Genomic DNA, 15,115 nt, shown 5'->3' on the forward strand with positions numbered 1-15,115 from the left:
ATCTTAGCGCCTCAGATTATAAATTCTTCAACTGATTCTCATTTTTATTATCACTAATCGTCCAGAAGAAACCTACGAAAAAGAATCTGTCTGCGGTTGGTACAACTGGCTGTCTGTTATAAACTCCATTTGGATCCGGTAATTTTGCGTAATCGTAACCAAAAACATTTTGAGTTCCTAATACATTCGAAACTGAGAAATACAGAATTTTTTGTGTCGTTAGTAAATACGCCCAGTTAAAACTTAAACTATTATATGACTTTGTTTTTCCGTTCATGAATTGAGTTTGATTCGGATCGTTATAAGGTCGGCCTGAACTATAACTGTTGGTGAAACCTATTTGCGATTTCCAATCGGTGATAAAATATTTGGTAACAATTGATAAACTGTGATTCGCTACAAAATTTGGAGTTGCCATCGTTGGAAAATTCTTGTATTGTCTTTCAGAATCGATATACGAATACGAAATCCAATATTCTAAGTTTTTTAATAAATTACTGTCTCTCCAAAACAAATCCAATCCTTTTGCATAACCTGAACCGTTGTTATTGAAAACCGAATTGTACTGAATATCTCTTGTATTATACTGAACCAAATTGCTGTAATCTTTGTAATACGCTTCTGCCCTAAAAGTTTGTCCTGGTTTTGTAAACTGATAATTCAAAATATAATGTCTTGCTTTTTCACTTTCGAACTGATGGTATTTTGAATATTTAATATAATCAACAACAGGAGTTTGAGAAAAATCTCCGTAAGCAAATGAAAACTGACTGTTTTTAGAAACTTTATAAGCAATTGAAGCTCTTGGTGCGATATTCGTTTCGTCAAGCAAACTATTATTCGAAAGTCTCAAACCTACTTTCATTGCCAGATTTTTCGAGAATAAAATATCTCCTTCGGTATAAAAAGCTGCAATATTCGAGTCGTAGCCATTTGCTGTTTTTATCGAAATATTATCATCAAAATTTTCATTGTATCTCGTCATAAAATAATCAGCTCCAAAAGACAATTTAAAATAGTTAGAGATGTTTTTTCTTAATTTCAATTTTAGCTGAGCTGCATTTTCGTTGCTGTCGACATCATTAATATCGTATTTGACTTTGTTTTTGCTATAGCCGTAACTAATTCCCGAAGTAAGTTGCCAACCGATTCCAAAATCTCCTTTGTAAGATGCATTCAAATAAAAATTATTGTTGTTTAAATCCGTTCTGATAGGATCAACGAAATTTACATTTTTCTGGTTTAGATCGAATTTCTCAGCATCAAAAGCAGCGTACAATTTAAAAATACCTCTTTCAAAATGATATCTGTAAACCGCTTCACCGCCCAAAGACTGATAGGGATTATTCCAATCTACATTTTGAGGAATTACAGCCTGATAAGGTGCAAGATTGATATAATTGGTATTGATGCTAAAAGAGCTTTTTTTCCATTTTTGTGTATTTCCAACTCCTAAACCTACAGTCATCAAGGCAATATCTGTTTTATTCTGGTCTGGTTCGTCTTGCGTATTTAACAATAAAACACTGGACAAAGCTTCACCATATTCAGCAGAATAACCTCCGGTAGAAAAAGCAATTCCGCTAAACAAAAAAGGCGAAAATCTGCTTCGGGTTGGTAAATTATTTGTTGTTGCGCCATAAGGCTGTGCTACACGAAGTCCGTCTACAAAAGTCTGGGTTTCGCTGGCTTCACCTCCACGAACAAACAAACGTCCGTCTTCGCCAACAGTTTGTGTTCCCGGTAAGGTTTGCAAAGCAGCAATAATATTTCCGGCAGATCCCGCAGTGGTTACGATGTCTAAAGGTTTTAAAACTGAAACTCTGGCTTTATCTCCTGATTCTAATGTTCCGGCGGTAATTACAACAGCATCCAGTGCGTTTACATTCTCTCTAAGTTTTACGATTTGATCTTTATAGTTGGCAACATCAATTTCTTTTTTGAAAGTATCATAAAGCAAAAAACTTATCACTAAAGTCTTATTTCCTGTTTCTGATGTTTCAAACGAAAAATCTCCCGTTTCAGAACTTGTCGCTCCGTCGTAGGTTCCGTCTATATAAATATTAGCTCCAGGAACAGGTTTACCTTTTTGATCTAATACTTTACCGGAAATGGTATTTTGGGCAAAAATAAAACTGGTAAAAAATAAAAAAGTAATTGTAAAAAGTAATTTGGTTGTCATGGTATTTGATTTTGATGAAGCAAATATATTTTAACATTATTTGTTAAAAAACATTAAATAACCCAATTGTAGAATTTCGAGGATGAGTTGTAAATTAGTTTTATTTGTATCTTAGCTTTTAGTTCAAAGTATTTAATAAAACATCTAATGAACATAGCAATTGCACAGATAAAACCTTTAAAAGGAGATATTTCAGCCAATATAGAAAAACACATCAAATTTATTGAACTTGCAGTTTCATTAAATGCAAATGCTGTCTTTTTCCCTGAACTTTCGTTAACAGCTTATGAGCCAGAGTTGGCTAAAGCTCTCGCAACTCATAAAGATGACCATAGATTTGATGTTTTTCAGGAAATCAGTGATTTAAAAAACATTACGATTGGAGTTGGATCTCCACTAAAAACTGAAAGCGGAATACAAATTAGTATGATTATTTTTCAACCCAATAAAGAAAGCATTTCTTATTCTAAACAGCTACTTCACGAAGACGAATTGCCGTATTTTGAAAATGGAAAAGGCCAGGAAATAATCGAAATTGATAATCAAAAAATTATTCCGGCTATATGTTATGAAAGCCTGCAAACGGAACATGCACAAAAAGCAAGTGAACTTGGAGGTGAAATTTATCTCGCCAGTGTTGCAAAATCTCAAAACGGAATAGAAAAAGCGTTTGTGCATTATCCTAACATTGCTAAAAAATACACTATGCCGGTTCTAATGGCTAATTGTATTGGGGAATGCGATAATTTTGTGAGTGTTGGCTACAGTGCTGTCTGGACAAAAGAAGGAAAATTAGCCGACCAGCTTGACAACAAAAACGAAGGTATAATCATTTTTAATACTGAGACTGAAAAAGTTGTAAAACAGATTATCTAGAAATTGATTTTATATCTTTGATAATCATTAAGACCGAAAGTTTAATTTTTTAAAATAAAACAAATAAACCATAGCAGTTATGTCAGAAAGCAAAAGAGTTTCGAATTTATATCAGTCCATTTATAATGGAAATCCGTGGCTGGAGGTTACTTTGGCAAATACTTTAGAAAATGTAACGGCTGAGCAGGCTTACAGAAAAATCAATCCAAATTTAAACACGATTTGGGAAATTGTCAATCATCTGATACAATGGAGAAGAAACATATTAAGGCGTGTTCAGGGAGAAATAATTACAACTCCTGATCATAATTATTTTGTGCCAATTCTGGATTCTTCTGAAGCTTCGTGGGAACAATCACTGCAAAGTCTGGCAAAATCTCAGGAAATGTGGAACGCTTGTTTGAACGACTTTAATGATGCTGATTTCGAAAAAATAGACCAAAATAATAATCATAATTTTTATGAAGATATTCATGGTATTATTCAGCACGATGTTTATCATTTAGGACAAATTGTGATTTTGAAGAAGTTGCTTTAAAATCATTTTCAATATTAAAAACAAATATAAAGTCGAAATGATTGATGATAAATTAGACTATCGCTTATTAAAAGTTAAGGATGGCAAACCTTTTTTTGCCATAATAAATATTGAAGTTACCTTAAGTGATAGTAAAAATGAAATCATAGAAGAATACATCGGTGAAGGTTGGACAAGACAAGGAAACATTGAAAGCATTCCTGCAAAAGGTTACGAGAGCTGGAAAAAAGCAGTAATAAAAGGATTAGAATTTGTTTTTTCAAAAACTAACCAAAAATGGACTGTGAAAGTAAAAAAGGTTGAAGGTAGAATTGCGATTGACACAAATCCAACTATTGTGGGATATGCTACCATTTTAGCTTTTTGCAAACAAACTGATTTTGAATTGGATTATGAATTAAATAATCAAATTGAAAAATTTGCATTCGATAGTTGGCAAAATAAAAATTACGAGAAAATTCCAAATTTTATAAATTTAGAATATGAAGTTTAAAAATCTTTTGATTTTATAATTAATATTTTACAATCGTAAACTGCGGTGAATATTAAAAAATTACAAGAAACCACTTATGAAAACAGAAAAAGAAAAAATGATTGAGGGAGAATATTATGTTGCAGGAGACCCTGTTTTAGTAAAAGATCGCCGAAAAGCCAAAAATTTATTACACCGATTAAACGTAACCGAATATCGCCTAACAAAAAAAGCCAAACTAATTTTAGAAGAATTAATTCCTAATGCGGGAAAGAGTTTTTATATCGAGCCTCCTTTTCATTGCGATTATGGTTACAATATTTTTTGTGGCGATAACGTTTATTTCAATGTAAATTGTGTTGTTTTGGATTGTGCTCCTGTAAATATTGGTTCGAATGTGTTTTTTGCACCAAATGTTCAAATTTACACTGCCACTCACCCACTTGACGCCGAATTAAGAAAAACACTCGAAAATGCATTGCCAATTTCTATTGGTGATGATTGCTGGATTGGCGGAAATTCTGTTATTTGTCCAGGTGTAACTATTGGCAAAGGATGTGTTATTGGCGCAGGATCTGTGGTAACAAAAGATATTCCGGACAACTCACTGGCTGTTGGAAATCCGGCAAAAGTAATTCGAAAATTAAATCAAGAACCAGAATCTAAATAAATGCTTACCTTAAATAAAGTTCATCATATCGCCATTTTATGTTCTGATTATCAAAAATCGAAAACTTTTTATACCGAAGTTTTGGGATTAACGATTATTAGAGAAATTTATCGCGAAGAACGCCAATCGTATAAACTTGATTTGGCTTTAAACGGAAGTTATATCGTTGAATTGTTTTCGTTTCCAAATCCACCGCAACGTCCTTCACGACCGGAAGCAGTTGGATTGCGTCATTTAGCATTCGAAGTAATTAATCTCGAAGAAACAATTGCTTTTTTAGATACCAAAAATATCGAATCAGAACCCATACGAATTGATGAAACGACAGAAAAGCGATTTACTTTTATCGCAGATCCTGATTTGTTGCCTATTGAGTTTTATGAGAGATAAGTTTTTTTTTGCCGCTAAGGCACGAAGACGCCAAGTTTTTCATATTTTTATTCAACGTTATTTTGAATAGCTTCCAGCTTTAGCTGGATGTGTAAATAAACAAAAGCAAAAAGGCTTTAGCCGAACAAATAAAATTTGGCTAAAGCCTTTTCTATATAAAATAATGTATCTCCAGCTAAAGCTGGAGGCTATTCAAATTGTTGTGGAATCTCGCGCAAAGTCGCAGAGTCGCAAAGAAAATTAACTTAAAAAGTTTAGCGACTCTTCGACTTTGCGCGAGATTTATTTACCTATTTTCACTTATCAATGATTAAAAAAAATCTTAGAGTCTTTGTGCCTTTGTGGCCAATCCGGTAAGCGAAAGAAAATTCTTAAAATGAGAACTTTAACACAATATAATGAATGATTTGTATTAAAAAACGAATTTGATTAGCTAATTTTGTAATCCGCATAACAATATTGCGATTTTATAAATCCACATCTGATGAACAAAACGGCGAAAATCAAAAAAAATCATCAATTTATTGTCCTTCAAAAATTAGTTATTGTTTCTGTTTTAATTGGCTTTCTTTCGGCCTTTTTAGGAATATCTCTCAAAAAAATTACGGAGTATTACGAAGAAATATTTTTTCATCAAGTATCTGTAAACCCTCTATTTTATATTCTTTTCCCCGTTTTCGGACTATCTGTAATTTATTTTCTAAGACAATATTTATTCAAGAAAAAAGAAAACAAAGGCATCAAAGAAGTTTTTGAAAGTACCAAATCAACTTCAAAAAATTTACCTTCATACAAAATACCCTCTCACTTTATCAACGGATTATTAACCGTTGCTTTTGGAGGTTCAACCGGAATCGAAGTTTCGACTGTTGTTGCCACCGCTACAATAGGATCTGTTGCCCAACAAAAAGAAAACGTATTTCGCAAATACAAAACTGAATTAATTTGTGCCGGAGTTGCAGCTGGTGTTACCGCATTATTCAGTAGCCCAATTGCAGGAATTTTGTTTGCTCTCGAAGTAATTTCCAGAAAAGTGACCCGAGCATTTGTTATTTCGAATATCATTGCAGTTTCAGTTGCTTTTGGATTACTTACTATATTAAAAGAAGAACCTTTATTTGCCGTTTCTATTACAACCTGGCATCTCAAAGCGATTCCGTATTTTATCCTTTTAGGCATTTTAGCCGGAATCAATTCGGTTTATTTAACCCGTTGTGTTTTATTTTTCAAATCTCAATTTGGGAGAATCGATACACATTATTATAAAATCTTAATTGGTTCTGTAGTTTTAAGTGTTTCGTTATTTGTCTTCCCTCAATTATATGGTGAAGGTTATCATGCCATAAAAGGAATATTTGGGAATTCCGCAGAAATTCCGTTAACGCTTACTTTGGCTTTTACCTTTGTTGGAGTCTTGCTTTTAAAACCAATTGTAACCTCTATAACACTAGCTTCGGGCGGAGACGGAGGAGTTTTTGCTCCAAGTCTTTTTATTGGTGCTTTTTTAGGATTGTTATTGGCTTCTGTTCTAAATACATTTTTTCATGTGCACGTACTTCCGGTTAACTTTATGATTATCGGGATGGCAGCTGTTTTAAGTGCCAGTATTCATGCACCTTTTACAGCCATATTTTTAGTATGCGGATTAACAAATGACTACACTTTGTTTTTACCCATTTTGGTCGTTTGTTTAATATCAAAATATACCGCAAAAATGATTTATCCCTTTACCGTATACAGTTATGCCCCAAGCCTGACTAAATAAGTTAATTATTAATCTTAACTCTTTTCAAGCAAAATACCACATTTATGCCCACTCCAAAAATTAAAAGAAGCTACCGCAAAACACGATATATTCTTTACAAAGAAACTTTAATTGACACTAAAGAACATTTTTGGTCATTTATAGGTTCATTTATTGGGATTGGAATTCTGGCTTATGTACAGTCAATTCACTTTTCAGGAAATGATGCCGTTTATTTAATTGGTTCCTTTGGAGCTTCGAGTGTATTGGTTTACGGAATTATTCAAAGTCCGTTTTCACAACCCCGAAATTTAGTTGGCGGACACGTTATATCTGCTTTTATAGGTGTTACAGTTCATAAACTGGCACCGGATATTATCTGGATTGCTGCGCCATTGGCAGTTTCGCTTGCTATAATCTCCATGCAAATTACAAAAACACTTCACCCTCCCGGAGGCGCAACTGCTTTAATCGCTGTTATTGGTACAGAAAAAGTAAAAGCTCTGGGTTATATGTATGTGATTTCACCTGTTTTGGTTGGAACTTTAATTTTACTTTTAACTGCCTTGATTTTTAATAATATGACTTCAGGCAGAAGTTATCCTAGTCATAGCTCTTATCACAAGCGTTATCATAAAATTAGAAAACGATTGGTCGGGAGATAAAATTTTACATCAAATACAGTTGTCACCCTGAGCGGATTCGAAGGGCGCTGCAATTGGAACGTGGGCTTCGACTCCGCTCAGCCTGACAATCGGAATGTGCTCAACCTGACAACTAAAAAATCTTTTCAACAAATCTCAATTCCTAATTCATAAATCCTTTTTTATATTTTACCTTTGACCTCTCAATAAAAACAAAGATTATGGTTTATAAATTTAGAGTAATTCTAGACGCCGAAGAAGATATTTTTAGAGACATTGCAATTCTTGAAGACGATACGCTTGAAGATTTACACAACGCAATCTTCAACGCTTTTGGTTTTGACGGAATGGAAGTAGCTTCGTTTTATACCTGCGATGAAACTTGGAATCAGGAAGATGAAATTGCACTTTTTGATACTGGCGATGTTCCCGGAGAACAAAGAACCATGAGCGATTATAAATTATCTGATCTCTTAGATGAGCAAAATACTAAAATTATCTATGTATATGATTTCATCAATATGTGGACTTTCTTAGTTGAATTAGCCGCTATCGAAGATCAAATTGCAGGAGTTCCTTACCCGGAAACGCTATTCTCTCACGGAGAAATGCCTGACGAAGCCACAGAAAAAAGCTTTGAAGCCGATATGCACGACGATATCTACGGAGAATTTGAAGATGATCTTGACGAAGACGATCTTGACATGTTCGAAGGCGACGACAGCTTTGAAGATTTTGGATTTGAGGAGAATTGGAATTGATCTAAGTTTCTGAGATACTAAGGTTCTAAGATTCTAAGTTTTAATGTCGAAAGAATTTTCTTATTTTTAAAAAATAATTTAAAAATAAAATAATGAGTCATTTTAGAAAAATCTTAGTTTGGCAGAAATCAATTTCATTAGTCACCAAAATTTACAAAGCAACAAGCACTTTTCCAAGAGAAGAGATGTTTAGATTAACTTCTCAAATACGCCGAAGTTCAGTTTCTATTCCTAGCAATATTGCCGAAGGATCTGGCAGAGAAAGTACTAAAGATTTTTTGCGGTTTTTATATATTTCTATGGGTTCTATATTTGAAATGCAGACTCAGCTAGAAATTGCAAAAAATATCATTTATATAAAAGAAGAAGAATTTAACAATTTATACGAGGATAGTCGAGAGATCGAAAGAATGTTAGTGTCATTTATTAAAAAATTAAAAGACACTATTTAGAAAACTTAGAATCTTAGAGACTTAGAATCTCAGTAACTCAAAATATGATCAACCTTTTCAACACCCACATCGAGACGCTTGCGATACACCGCGTAGGAAACAAAAGCAGAAACGAAGCGATTTTTTTATCGGAACAGCCTTTTAATTTGAATGATGAAATTGTGCCTTTAATAAAAGAGTACTTTTTTAAGCCTTTTAGAGAAAAAGAAGAAAACTATTATCAGTTTGCGCACGAAGTCGATTTGGATTACAACGACATGTTTAAATATGCTACGGAGATTTTCGATAATCCGAATAATTTGCAGGAGATTTCTAAAAGAATCACTACGCATTTATTTGAGCAATCGAATCACCCGCACATTAAAAACGGAGAGGTTTACGTAACGTATTTAACCAATTTAAGTATCGACAACAATGTTGTTGATGCAATCGGAATTTTTAAAAGTGAGTTACAAGCTGACTTTTTACAGTTTGAAGAAAAAAACAGTAACCTGGAGATGATCTTGCAACAAGGGATCAACCTAAGCAAATTAGATAAAGGTTGTTTGATTTTTAATTATAAAAAAGAAGAAGGATACAAAATTCTAACCGTTGATAGTAACCGTTATGACGCGCGTTATTGGTTAGAGCACTTTTTATCTGTTGATGCTTTTGAAGATGAAAACTTCATCACTAAAAAATACCTGAAATTCTGTCAAAACTTCGCAAAAGATGTTGTTTTGCCAGCAGAAGACAAAAAAGAAGAAGTAATGTTTATGAACAGATCTGTGAATTATTTCGCTAAAAACGATCAGTTCGAAGAGCAAAACTTTTTGAATGAAGTATTAGACAATCCTGACTTGATTCCTGAATTCAAAAATTATAAAGTTGATAAAGGAGAAAAATACAGCATCGAAGATGTAACCTCATTCCCAATTGCAAACGCAGCAGTTTCTGATGCCAGAAAATCGATTAAAAATGTTATTAACCTGGATACTCATATTCAGATTAAAATGGATTTTATCAACCCTGAAAGCGCAGAAAAATTTGTTGAAAAAGGCTGGGATGAAGAAAAACAAATGTATTACTACTTAGTTTATTTCAATAAAGAAGAAAAAAGCTAAGAGTTATTCATTTTCTATTACTTACTTAAAACAAAAAACGGCAACTACAATAGTAATTGCCGTTTTTTTATAGCTCAATTTTTAATTTTACTTCTTCACTTGATTTCTATTTTTATATATTCGTCATGTTAATTCTAACATTAACTAATTTAAAGATATTTAAAAATCAGTCTGCTCCAATATGAAGATATTTTTTGGCTACCGTCATTTTAAAATCAAGGACATACATCCAACCGAATTAGGCCTAATTGATGACCATGATTATCACATAGAAATACGTCAAAAATATTTTCACATTTATTTGATTCCATTTTTTGGTTTAGGAAAAACATGGGCAATAAGAAGGAATGGAGAATTATATGAATTACCCCAAGAATATATTCAGGAAATAAAAAGAAGAAAAATAAAAGTTAGAAGTCCATGGTATACTTATACATTACCAATTTTAGCTGTAGTTGTTCTTTTAGTATTTATATCGGTCGAAAGGATAAAAGATTATCAATTTAATGAACAGCAACGTATTCATTTTGTCGAAAATATTCCAAAACTAGATGCTAAAATTGAAAACGCCAGAATTAATGAATTTTACGTTATAAACGAAGTTGATGAGATTAGGGCAGGTTTCCAAATGATTTTAAAGGTTGAAAAAGTATACGTTGACAAAATTTTATTTACAGTTATTCCAGAATTTTTGCTTGACTCATCAGGATTACAATTAGAGGATTATTACCTCCACAATAAAACGCATTTAGACACTATCAGTATTCTTAAATCTGATCTGAAAAAATCTTTTGAAAGAGATTATGATCAGTCAAAAACCTACACTTTTAAAGGAAAAAATCTTTTAAAATCAGGTAAATTATATTCTCTCTCCAAAATTGATGAAGGATTTCAACCAAATCTGAAATCATCGATTTTATTTAAAGATTATACCGAAATTCAAATTCAAGTAGAAAATACTGGCAGTGAGTTTACTATCTTATCTATAAAAAATACGGAACATAATGTTCCGTGGGATATCAAACTTCCGTTAAAAATAGAATCCGGAAATAAAAATAAACCTTCTGTTTTTATTTTGGGTAGTAAAAAACAGAAGGATTTTAGTTTTTATGACCATGATTTTTATAAGGCAGACATTGAGGTTGTTGATTTGTTTGGCATTAAGCATCTCTACAAAATATCTGGAGATGGTGAATACTGCTCTTTTACTCAAACTGAAGTAAAAAAAAGATACCTCAATTACATTATATCTTTTTAATAGATCTTTTTCATCCTAAAACACAGAAAATAAAGCTTTAACAATATCATCATAAACTTGTTTGTCTCTTTCGCCCGTTCTGGCCAAAACCCGAATTCCGGAATAGGTATTAAAAATAAATCGTGCTAAAACTCTGGCACTATTTGTTTTAGAAATCTGCCCTAAATCCTGCCCTTTCTGGACTGCTTTTGTAAAAACTTCCTCCATTACCTTGCTGTTGTTTTTTACAATTTTGGCAATCTCTTCGTCGTGCATGGCCAATTCTACAGAAGAATTAACCATAAAACAGCCTTTTGTAATCCGGTCTTCGAGACTTTCTACAACAGCCAGTTTAAAAATTACTTCAAAAGTATCTTTTATGTTTGTAGCGGTTTCCAGAATTTCCTTAATCTTTAGATAATTATCTTCATGATACTTTGTTAAGGCTTTGGCAAACAATTTCTGTTTGTCTCCAAAGGTATCATACAAACTAGAACGGCTTAAACCCAGATGTGTTACTAAATCCTGAGCCGATGTTCCGTTATAACCTTTGTGCCAAAAAATTTCGATGGCTTTGTCTAAAGCCTGGTCTTCATTAAATTCTTTCGTTCTAGCCATAATTTCAATATTAAATTACATTACAAAGGTATAAAAAAACGGAACAATCGTTCCTGAATTTCTGTAAAAAAAAATTATACCACAGCGTTTACAGTAAGTCCGCCATCAACGACAATTTCCGTTCCTGTAATAAATGATGCATCATCTGAAGCCATAAAACTTACTGTTTTTGCAATTTCTGAAGATTGTCCAAAACGTTTCAACAAGATTTTTTCTGCCAAAACAGCTCCAAAACCTTCTACTTCTGCTTTTTCTAAACCTAATTTTCCATACAATGGAGTTTCAACAGGACCAGGAGAAACGGCGTTTACTCTGATTTTTCTCGGCGCTAATTCTGTAGCAAATACTTTATTTAAAGATAAAACAGCTGCTTTACTTGCTGCATAAACACTTGAATTTGGCATACCAACATGAGCATTTATAGAAGTATTAAAAATAATAGATCCGCCATTATTCAGGATTGGCAATACTTTTTGAACAGTAAAATAAACTCCTTTTACATTTACGTTCATAATGCTGTCATAATGTGATTCTGAAGCTGATTCTACCGGAGCAAAAGAAGCCGTTCCAGCATTTAAAAATAAGATATCAACTTTCCCAAATTGCTCTTTTACTTGTTCTACTAAATTATCAATTGATTTTAGATCGGATTGATCAGCAACAATTCCAGTTACATCTAATTCTTTTTCGGCCTGAGCCAAAGCTTCTTTGTTTCTTCCGGTTACAATTACTTTTGCACCTTGTGCTTTAAACTCTGCTGCAGCTGCATATCCAATTCCGCTGTTTCCACCAGTTACGATCGCTACTTTGTTTTCTAAATTTTTCATTTTTATTATTTTTTAAATTATTGATTATTCAATTATTACGGTACAAAGATATAATAACGGAATGATCGTTCCGTTATTATTAAAGTTAATATTTAGTTAAAATAATAAACAGCACTGAAAACACTGATTTCCAGCAACTAAAACCTATAGAACTATAGACGAAAGAAATAATAAAATGTCGTAGATTCTTAATATTTGCTTAATTTTGTAGTCAAAAAACAAACTTAACATGGATATTCATTTATATAAAGAAAGTCCCTTTAAAACCATAATTTCATTTCATAAACTAATTGAATCTCTTGAAGAAATTGCTTTATCAAATGTAGATTACAGAGCAAACTACGCCAAAGCCTTATTGCAACAAATAGAACCAATTCCTGAATTTAGGACTGGTATTCAGGATTTTTCTATTATTAAAAACAATGAAGCTTTAATCAAAAATTTATTAGCCGACTTGTTTCCGACTGCTTTAACGAATAATGAAATAAAAGCCGTTACAATTCCTTTTCAAAATATATCATTTAATTATACAGATCGTTTCAAGAAGATTCTTCGCAATGCCGGAGATGAATTTTATATGGAAATTCGTGATTTCGACGATCATCAATTTTACATCAACAACTGTTGTCTTATTTTAGGAGTGTATTACAAACAGAAAATAGATTTTAACAAACCTTTTTTCTACGATATTCCGGATGAAGAAGGTGTCGAGAAACATTATCGTATTCTGTACAATGCCGATTTTATGGAGATTATTCCAAGTGAGAATTCTATAGATCTTACTCAGGATGATATTGATTTATTAATGGATAATTATAATGATATTGAACTTTGGAAATCAAAATTCCCTCCCGGAAGCTGGACTTTAAAAGGTTTTGGAATTGTTTCTTTATTTGATGCCACTACAGAAAGTGCCATTTCGAATCTAAAAAGCAATTTACTAAAGCCTGATGCAAAAACAGTGGCAACAGACGAAATTGTAACCAATATTTTTAAATCAATCTTTAAAATTCCTGATTTAAAAGTAGGTTTTATTATCTACAATCCTGAGGAAGAAAAATTCATAAGACCAATTAAATTTGACAATCAACTGCAAAGTTTTTTACTTTCTAAAGATCAGGAAGTCGATTGCAAAAATGCTTTTTTTGGTTGTTCGTTTGAGAATTTGTTAGACAATAAAGAACCATTTGTAATTTCGAATGTAAAGAAATTCATTGAGGAATCATCTAATAAAAGACTTGGTGAACATTTATTAAAACAAGGAATTCAGAGTTGCGTTTTTGCCCCTGTTATAAAAGACGATCATTTGTTAGGGATTGTTGAGTTGGTTTCTAAAAACATCAGAGACTTAAATAGCGTAAACGCAACAAAACTTGAATTGGTCCTTCCCTATTTAACGGATACTATCGATCGCTATAATACAGATATGCAGCATCAGATTGCATCCATTATTCAGCGCGAATACACTACAATTCATCCAAGTGTATACTGGAAATTCAAGAAAGAGTCACAGAATTATTTCCAAAATACCAATCATACCAAAGATTATATTTTTAAAGAAATAGTTTTTAAAAATGTATATCCTTTATACGGCCAGATCGATATTAAAGGTTCTTCTGAACATAGAAATGAAACGGTAAAAAGAGATCTTAAAAATCAATTAACCGCTATTTTAAATATTTTCGAATCTCAGGCTCCTAATACGAATTTAGTCTTGCTGGAACAAAGAAAATTCGAACTGGAATCGTTTCGTGATGAATTAGATGCTCCTTTAAAAGCAGACACAGAGCAGTATATTCAAAGATATATTGAGGAAGAAATTCATCCTCTACTGAAGAACACAACAGAAACTCAAAAAAGTGAGAAACTGGAACGTTTATATTTTGAAAGTCTTGACGAAAAAAGTGGATTATTTTATCAGGAAAGAAAGAAATTTGATAATGCAATGTCTATTATCAACAAAAGATTAGCCTCTGTACTGGACAGAAAACAAATTGAAGCACAAGAAATATATCCGCATTATTACGAGCGTTTTAAAACTGATGGTGTCGAGCATAATCTTTACATAGGAGCATCGATTGCACCAACAAAACCTTTTGATATTATGTATTTGCATAATTTACGTTTGTGGCAATTACAAACCTTATGCGAAATGGAATTGAAACATCATCAGCTAAAAGAATCTTTGCCTTATGAACTCGATGTAACTTCGCTAATTTTAGTATTTAGTGCACCGCTTTCTATTCGTTTTAGAATGGACGAAAAACGTTTTGATGTTGACGGAACGTACAATGCAAGATATGAGGTGGTAAAAAAACGTATTGATAAATCGAACATCAAAGGCACAAAAGAACGCATTACAGAGAAAGAAAAAATTACAATTGTATATTCTCAAAACAGCGAAGAAGCTGAATATTTAAAATACATTAAATATTTACAACACAAGAAAATACTGGAACCTTCAATTGAACAATTTGAAGTTGAGGACCTTCAGGGGGTTTCTGGTTTAAGAGCGATTCGCGTAAAAGTGATTAATAACAATACAAATCCGGTAAAACAAAAAATTACTTATCAGGACTTATTAGATGAGCTCAACTAAAA

15 protein-coding genes are annotated in these 15,115 nt (G+C 32.5%); 12 read left to right on the forward strand and 3 right to left on the reverse strand.

Going from position 1 to position 15,115, the window contains the following annotated elements:
- Positions 1-16: 16 nt before the first annotated feature.
- Positions 17-2,182 carry a TonB-dependent receptor gene (locus LNP81_RS26465; RefSeq protein ID WP_230040588.1) on the reverse strand — a complete coding sequence of 722 codons (2,166 nt, stop codon included), beginning with the start codon at positions 2,180-2,182 and terminating at the stop codon, positions 17-19.
- A 147-nt stretch (positions 2,183-2,329) separates the two neighbouring features.
- On the opposite strand from LNP81_RS26465, the gene LNP81_RS26470 reads away from it, so the two are divergent.
- The 11 genes from LNP81_RS26470 (at position 2,330) to LNP81_RS26520 (ending at position 11,090) form a co-directional block, all read left to right on the forward strand.
- A complete protein-coding gene (locus tag LNP81_RS26470; protein ID WP_230040590.1) occupies positions 2,330-3,058 on the forward strand; it encodes a carbon-nitrogen hydrolase family protein in 729 nt (242 codons plus the stop codon).
- A gap of 79 nt (positions 3,059-3,137) precedes the next feature.
- Positions 3,138-3,596 carry a DinB family protein gene (locus LNP81_RS26475; RefSeq protein ID WP_230040592.1) on the forward strand — a complete coding sequence of 153 codons (459 nt, stop codon included), beginning with the start codon at positions 3,138-3,140 and terminating at the stop codon, positions 3,594-3,596.
- A gap of 37 nt (positions 3,597-3,633) precedes the next feature.
- Positions 3,634-4,089 (forward strand): hypothetical protein, encoded by a 456-nt coding sequence (locus LNP81_RS26480; protein ID WP_230040594.1) that lies wholly within the window; start codon positions 3,634-3,636, stop codon positions 4,087-4,089.
- Positions 4,090-4,165: 76 nt separating this feature from the next.
- Positions 4,166-4,738, forward strand: a complete 573-nt coding sequence (locus tag LNP81_RS26485) for a sugar O-acetyltransferase (RefSeq protein ID WP_230040596.1) — start codon at positions 4,166-4,168, stop codon at positions 4,736-4,738.
- A complete protein-coding gene (gene gloA2, locus LNP81_RS26490; RefSeq protein ID WP_230040598.1) occupies positions 4,739-5,128 on the forward strand; it encodes an SMU1112c/YaeR family gloxylase I-like metalloprotein in 390 nt (129 codons plus the stop codon).
- 484 nt (positions 5,129-5,612) lie between these two features.
- Positions 5,613-6,893, forward strand: a complete 1,281-nt coding sequence (locus LNP81_RS26495) for a chloride channel protein (protein WP_230040600.1) — start codon at positions 5,613-5,615, stop codon at positions 6,891-6,893.
- Positions 6,894-6,937: 44 nt separating this feature from the next.
- On the forward strand, positions 6,938-7,537 hold the full coding sequence (locus LNP81_RS26500; protein ID WP_230040603.1) for an HPP family protein: 600 nt from the start codon (positions 6,938-6,940) through the stop codon (positions 7,535-7,537).
- Between the two features lie 200 nt (positions 7,538-7,737).
- A complete protein-coding gene (locus tag LNP81_RS26505; RefSeq protein WP_065451381.1) occupies positions 7,738-8,277 on the forward strand; it encodes an IS1096 element passenger TnpR family protein in 540 nt (179 codons plus the stop codon).
- Positions 8,278-8,369: 92 nt separating this feature from the next.
- Positions 8,370-8,729 (forward strand): four helix bundle protein, encoded by a 360-nt coding sequence (locus LNP81_RS26510; RefSeq protein ID WP_230040605.1) that lies wholly within the window; start codon positions 8,370-8,372, stop codon positions 8,727-8,729.
- A gap of 44 nt (positions 8,730-8,773) precedes the next feature.
- A complete protein-coding gene (locus tag LNP81_RS26515) occupies positions 8,774-9,832 on the forward strand; it encodes a nucleoid-associated protein (RefSeq protein WP_055095663.1) in 1,059 nt (352 codons plus the stop codon).
- A gap of 181 nt (positions 9,833-10,013) precedes the next feature.
- Positions 10,014-11,090, forward strand: a complete 1,077-nt coding sequence (locus tag LNP81_RS26520; RefSeq protein ID WP_230040607.1) for a hypothetical protein — start codon at positions 10,014-10,016, stop codon at positions 11,088-11,090.
- A 15-nt stretch (positions 11,091-11,105) separates the two neighbouring features.
- Here LNP81_RS26520 and LNP81_RS26525 read toward each other — a convergent pair whose 3' ends face one another.
- Both LNP81_RS26525 and LNP81_RS26530 read right to left on the reverse strand, forming a co-directional pair.
- A complete protein-coding gene (locus LNP81_RS26525; protein WP_230040608.1) occupies positions 11,106-11,687 on the reverse strand; it encodes a TetR/AcrR family transcriptional regulator in 582 nt (193 codons plus the stop codon).
- Positions 11,688-11,761: 74 nt separating this feature from the next.
- Complete coding sequence (locus LNP81_RS26530; RefSeq protein ID WP_230040610.1) at positions 11,762-12,514, reverse strand: SDR family oxidoreductase; 753 nt, start codon at positions 12,512-12,514, stop codon at positions 11,762-11,764.
- A gap of 229 nt (positions 12,515-12,743) precedes the next feature.
- On the opposite strand from LNP81_RS26530, the gene LNP81_RS26535 reads away from it, so the two are divergent.
- On the forward strand, positions 12,744-15,113 hold the full coding sequence (locus LNP81_RS26535) for a GAF domain-containing protein (protein WP_230040612.1): 2,370 nt from the start codon (positions 12,744-12,746) through the stop codon (positions 15,111-15,113).
- The last annotated feature ends 2 nt before the right edge of the window (positions 15,114-15,115 follow it).

The organism is Flavobacterium piscisymbiosum (assembly GCF_020905295.1).
GTDB classification, from domain to species: domain Bacteria; phylum Bacteroidota; class Bacteroidia; order Flavobacteriales; family Flavobacteriaceae; genus Flavobacterium; species Flavobacterium piscisymbiosum.

Coding starts and splice junctions, on each gene's coding strand:
- LNP81_RS26465 (WP_230040588.1), bottom strand. CDS start 2,182: ATGACAACCAAATTACTTTTTACAATTACTTTTTTATTTTTTACCAGT.
- LNP81_RS26470 (WP_230040590.1), top strand. CDS start 2,330: ATGAACATAGCAATTGCACAGATAAAACCTTTAAAAGGAGATATTTCA.
- LNP81_RS26475 (WP_230040592.1), top strand. CDS start 3,138: ATGTCAGAAAGCAAAAGAGTTTCGAATTTATATCAGTCCATTTATAAT.
- LNP81_RS26480 (WP_230040594.1), top strand. CDS start 3,634: ATGATTGATGATAAATTAGACTATCGCTTATTAAAAGTTAAGGATGGC.
- LNP81_RS26485 (WP_230040596.1), top strand. CDS start 4,166: ATGAAAACAGAAAAAGAAAAAATGATTGAGGGAGAATATTATGTTGCA.
- gloA2 (WP_230040598.1), top strand. CDS start 4,739: ATGCTTACCTTAAATAAAGTTCATCATATCGCCATTTTATGTTCTGAT.
- LNP81_RS26495 (WP_230040600.1), top strand. CDS start 5,613: ATGAACAAAACGGCGAAAATCAAAAAAAATCATCAATTTATTGTCCTT.
- LNP81_RS26500 (WP_230040603.1), top strand. CDS start 6,938: ATGCCCACTCCAAAAATTAAAAGAAGCTACCGCAAAACACGATATATT.
- LNP81_RS26505 (WP_065451381.1), top strand. CDS start 7,738: ATGGTTTATAAATTTAGAGTAATTCTAGACGCCGAAGAAGATATTTTT.
- LNP81_RS26510 (WP_230040605.1), top strand. CDS start 8,370: ATGAGTCATTTTAGAAAAATCTTAGTTTGGCAGAAATCAATTTCATTA.
- LNP81_RS26515 (WP_055095663.1), top strand. CDS start 8,774: ATGATCAACCTTTTCAACACCCACATCGAGACGCTTGCGATACACCGC.
- LNP81_RS26520 (WP_230040607.1), top strand. CDS start 10,014: ATGAAGATATTTTTTGGCTACCGTCATTTTAAAATCAAGGACATACAT.
- LNP81_RS26525 (WP_230040608.1), bottom strand. CDS start 11,687: ATGGCTAGAACGAAAGAATTTAATGAAGACCAGGCTTTAGACAAAGCC.
- LNP81_RS26530 (WP_230040610.1), bottom strand. CDS start 12,514: ATGAAAAATTTAGAAAACAAAGTAGCGATCGTAACTGGTGGAAACAGC.
- LNP81_RS26535 (WP_230040612.1), top strand. CDS start 12,744: ATGGATATTCATTTATATAAAGAAAGTCCCTTTAAAACCATAATTTCA.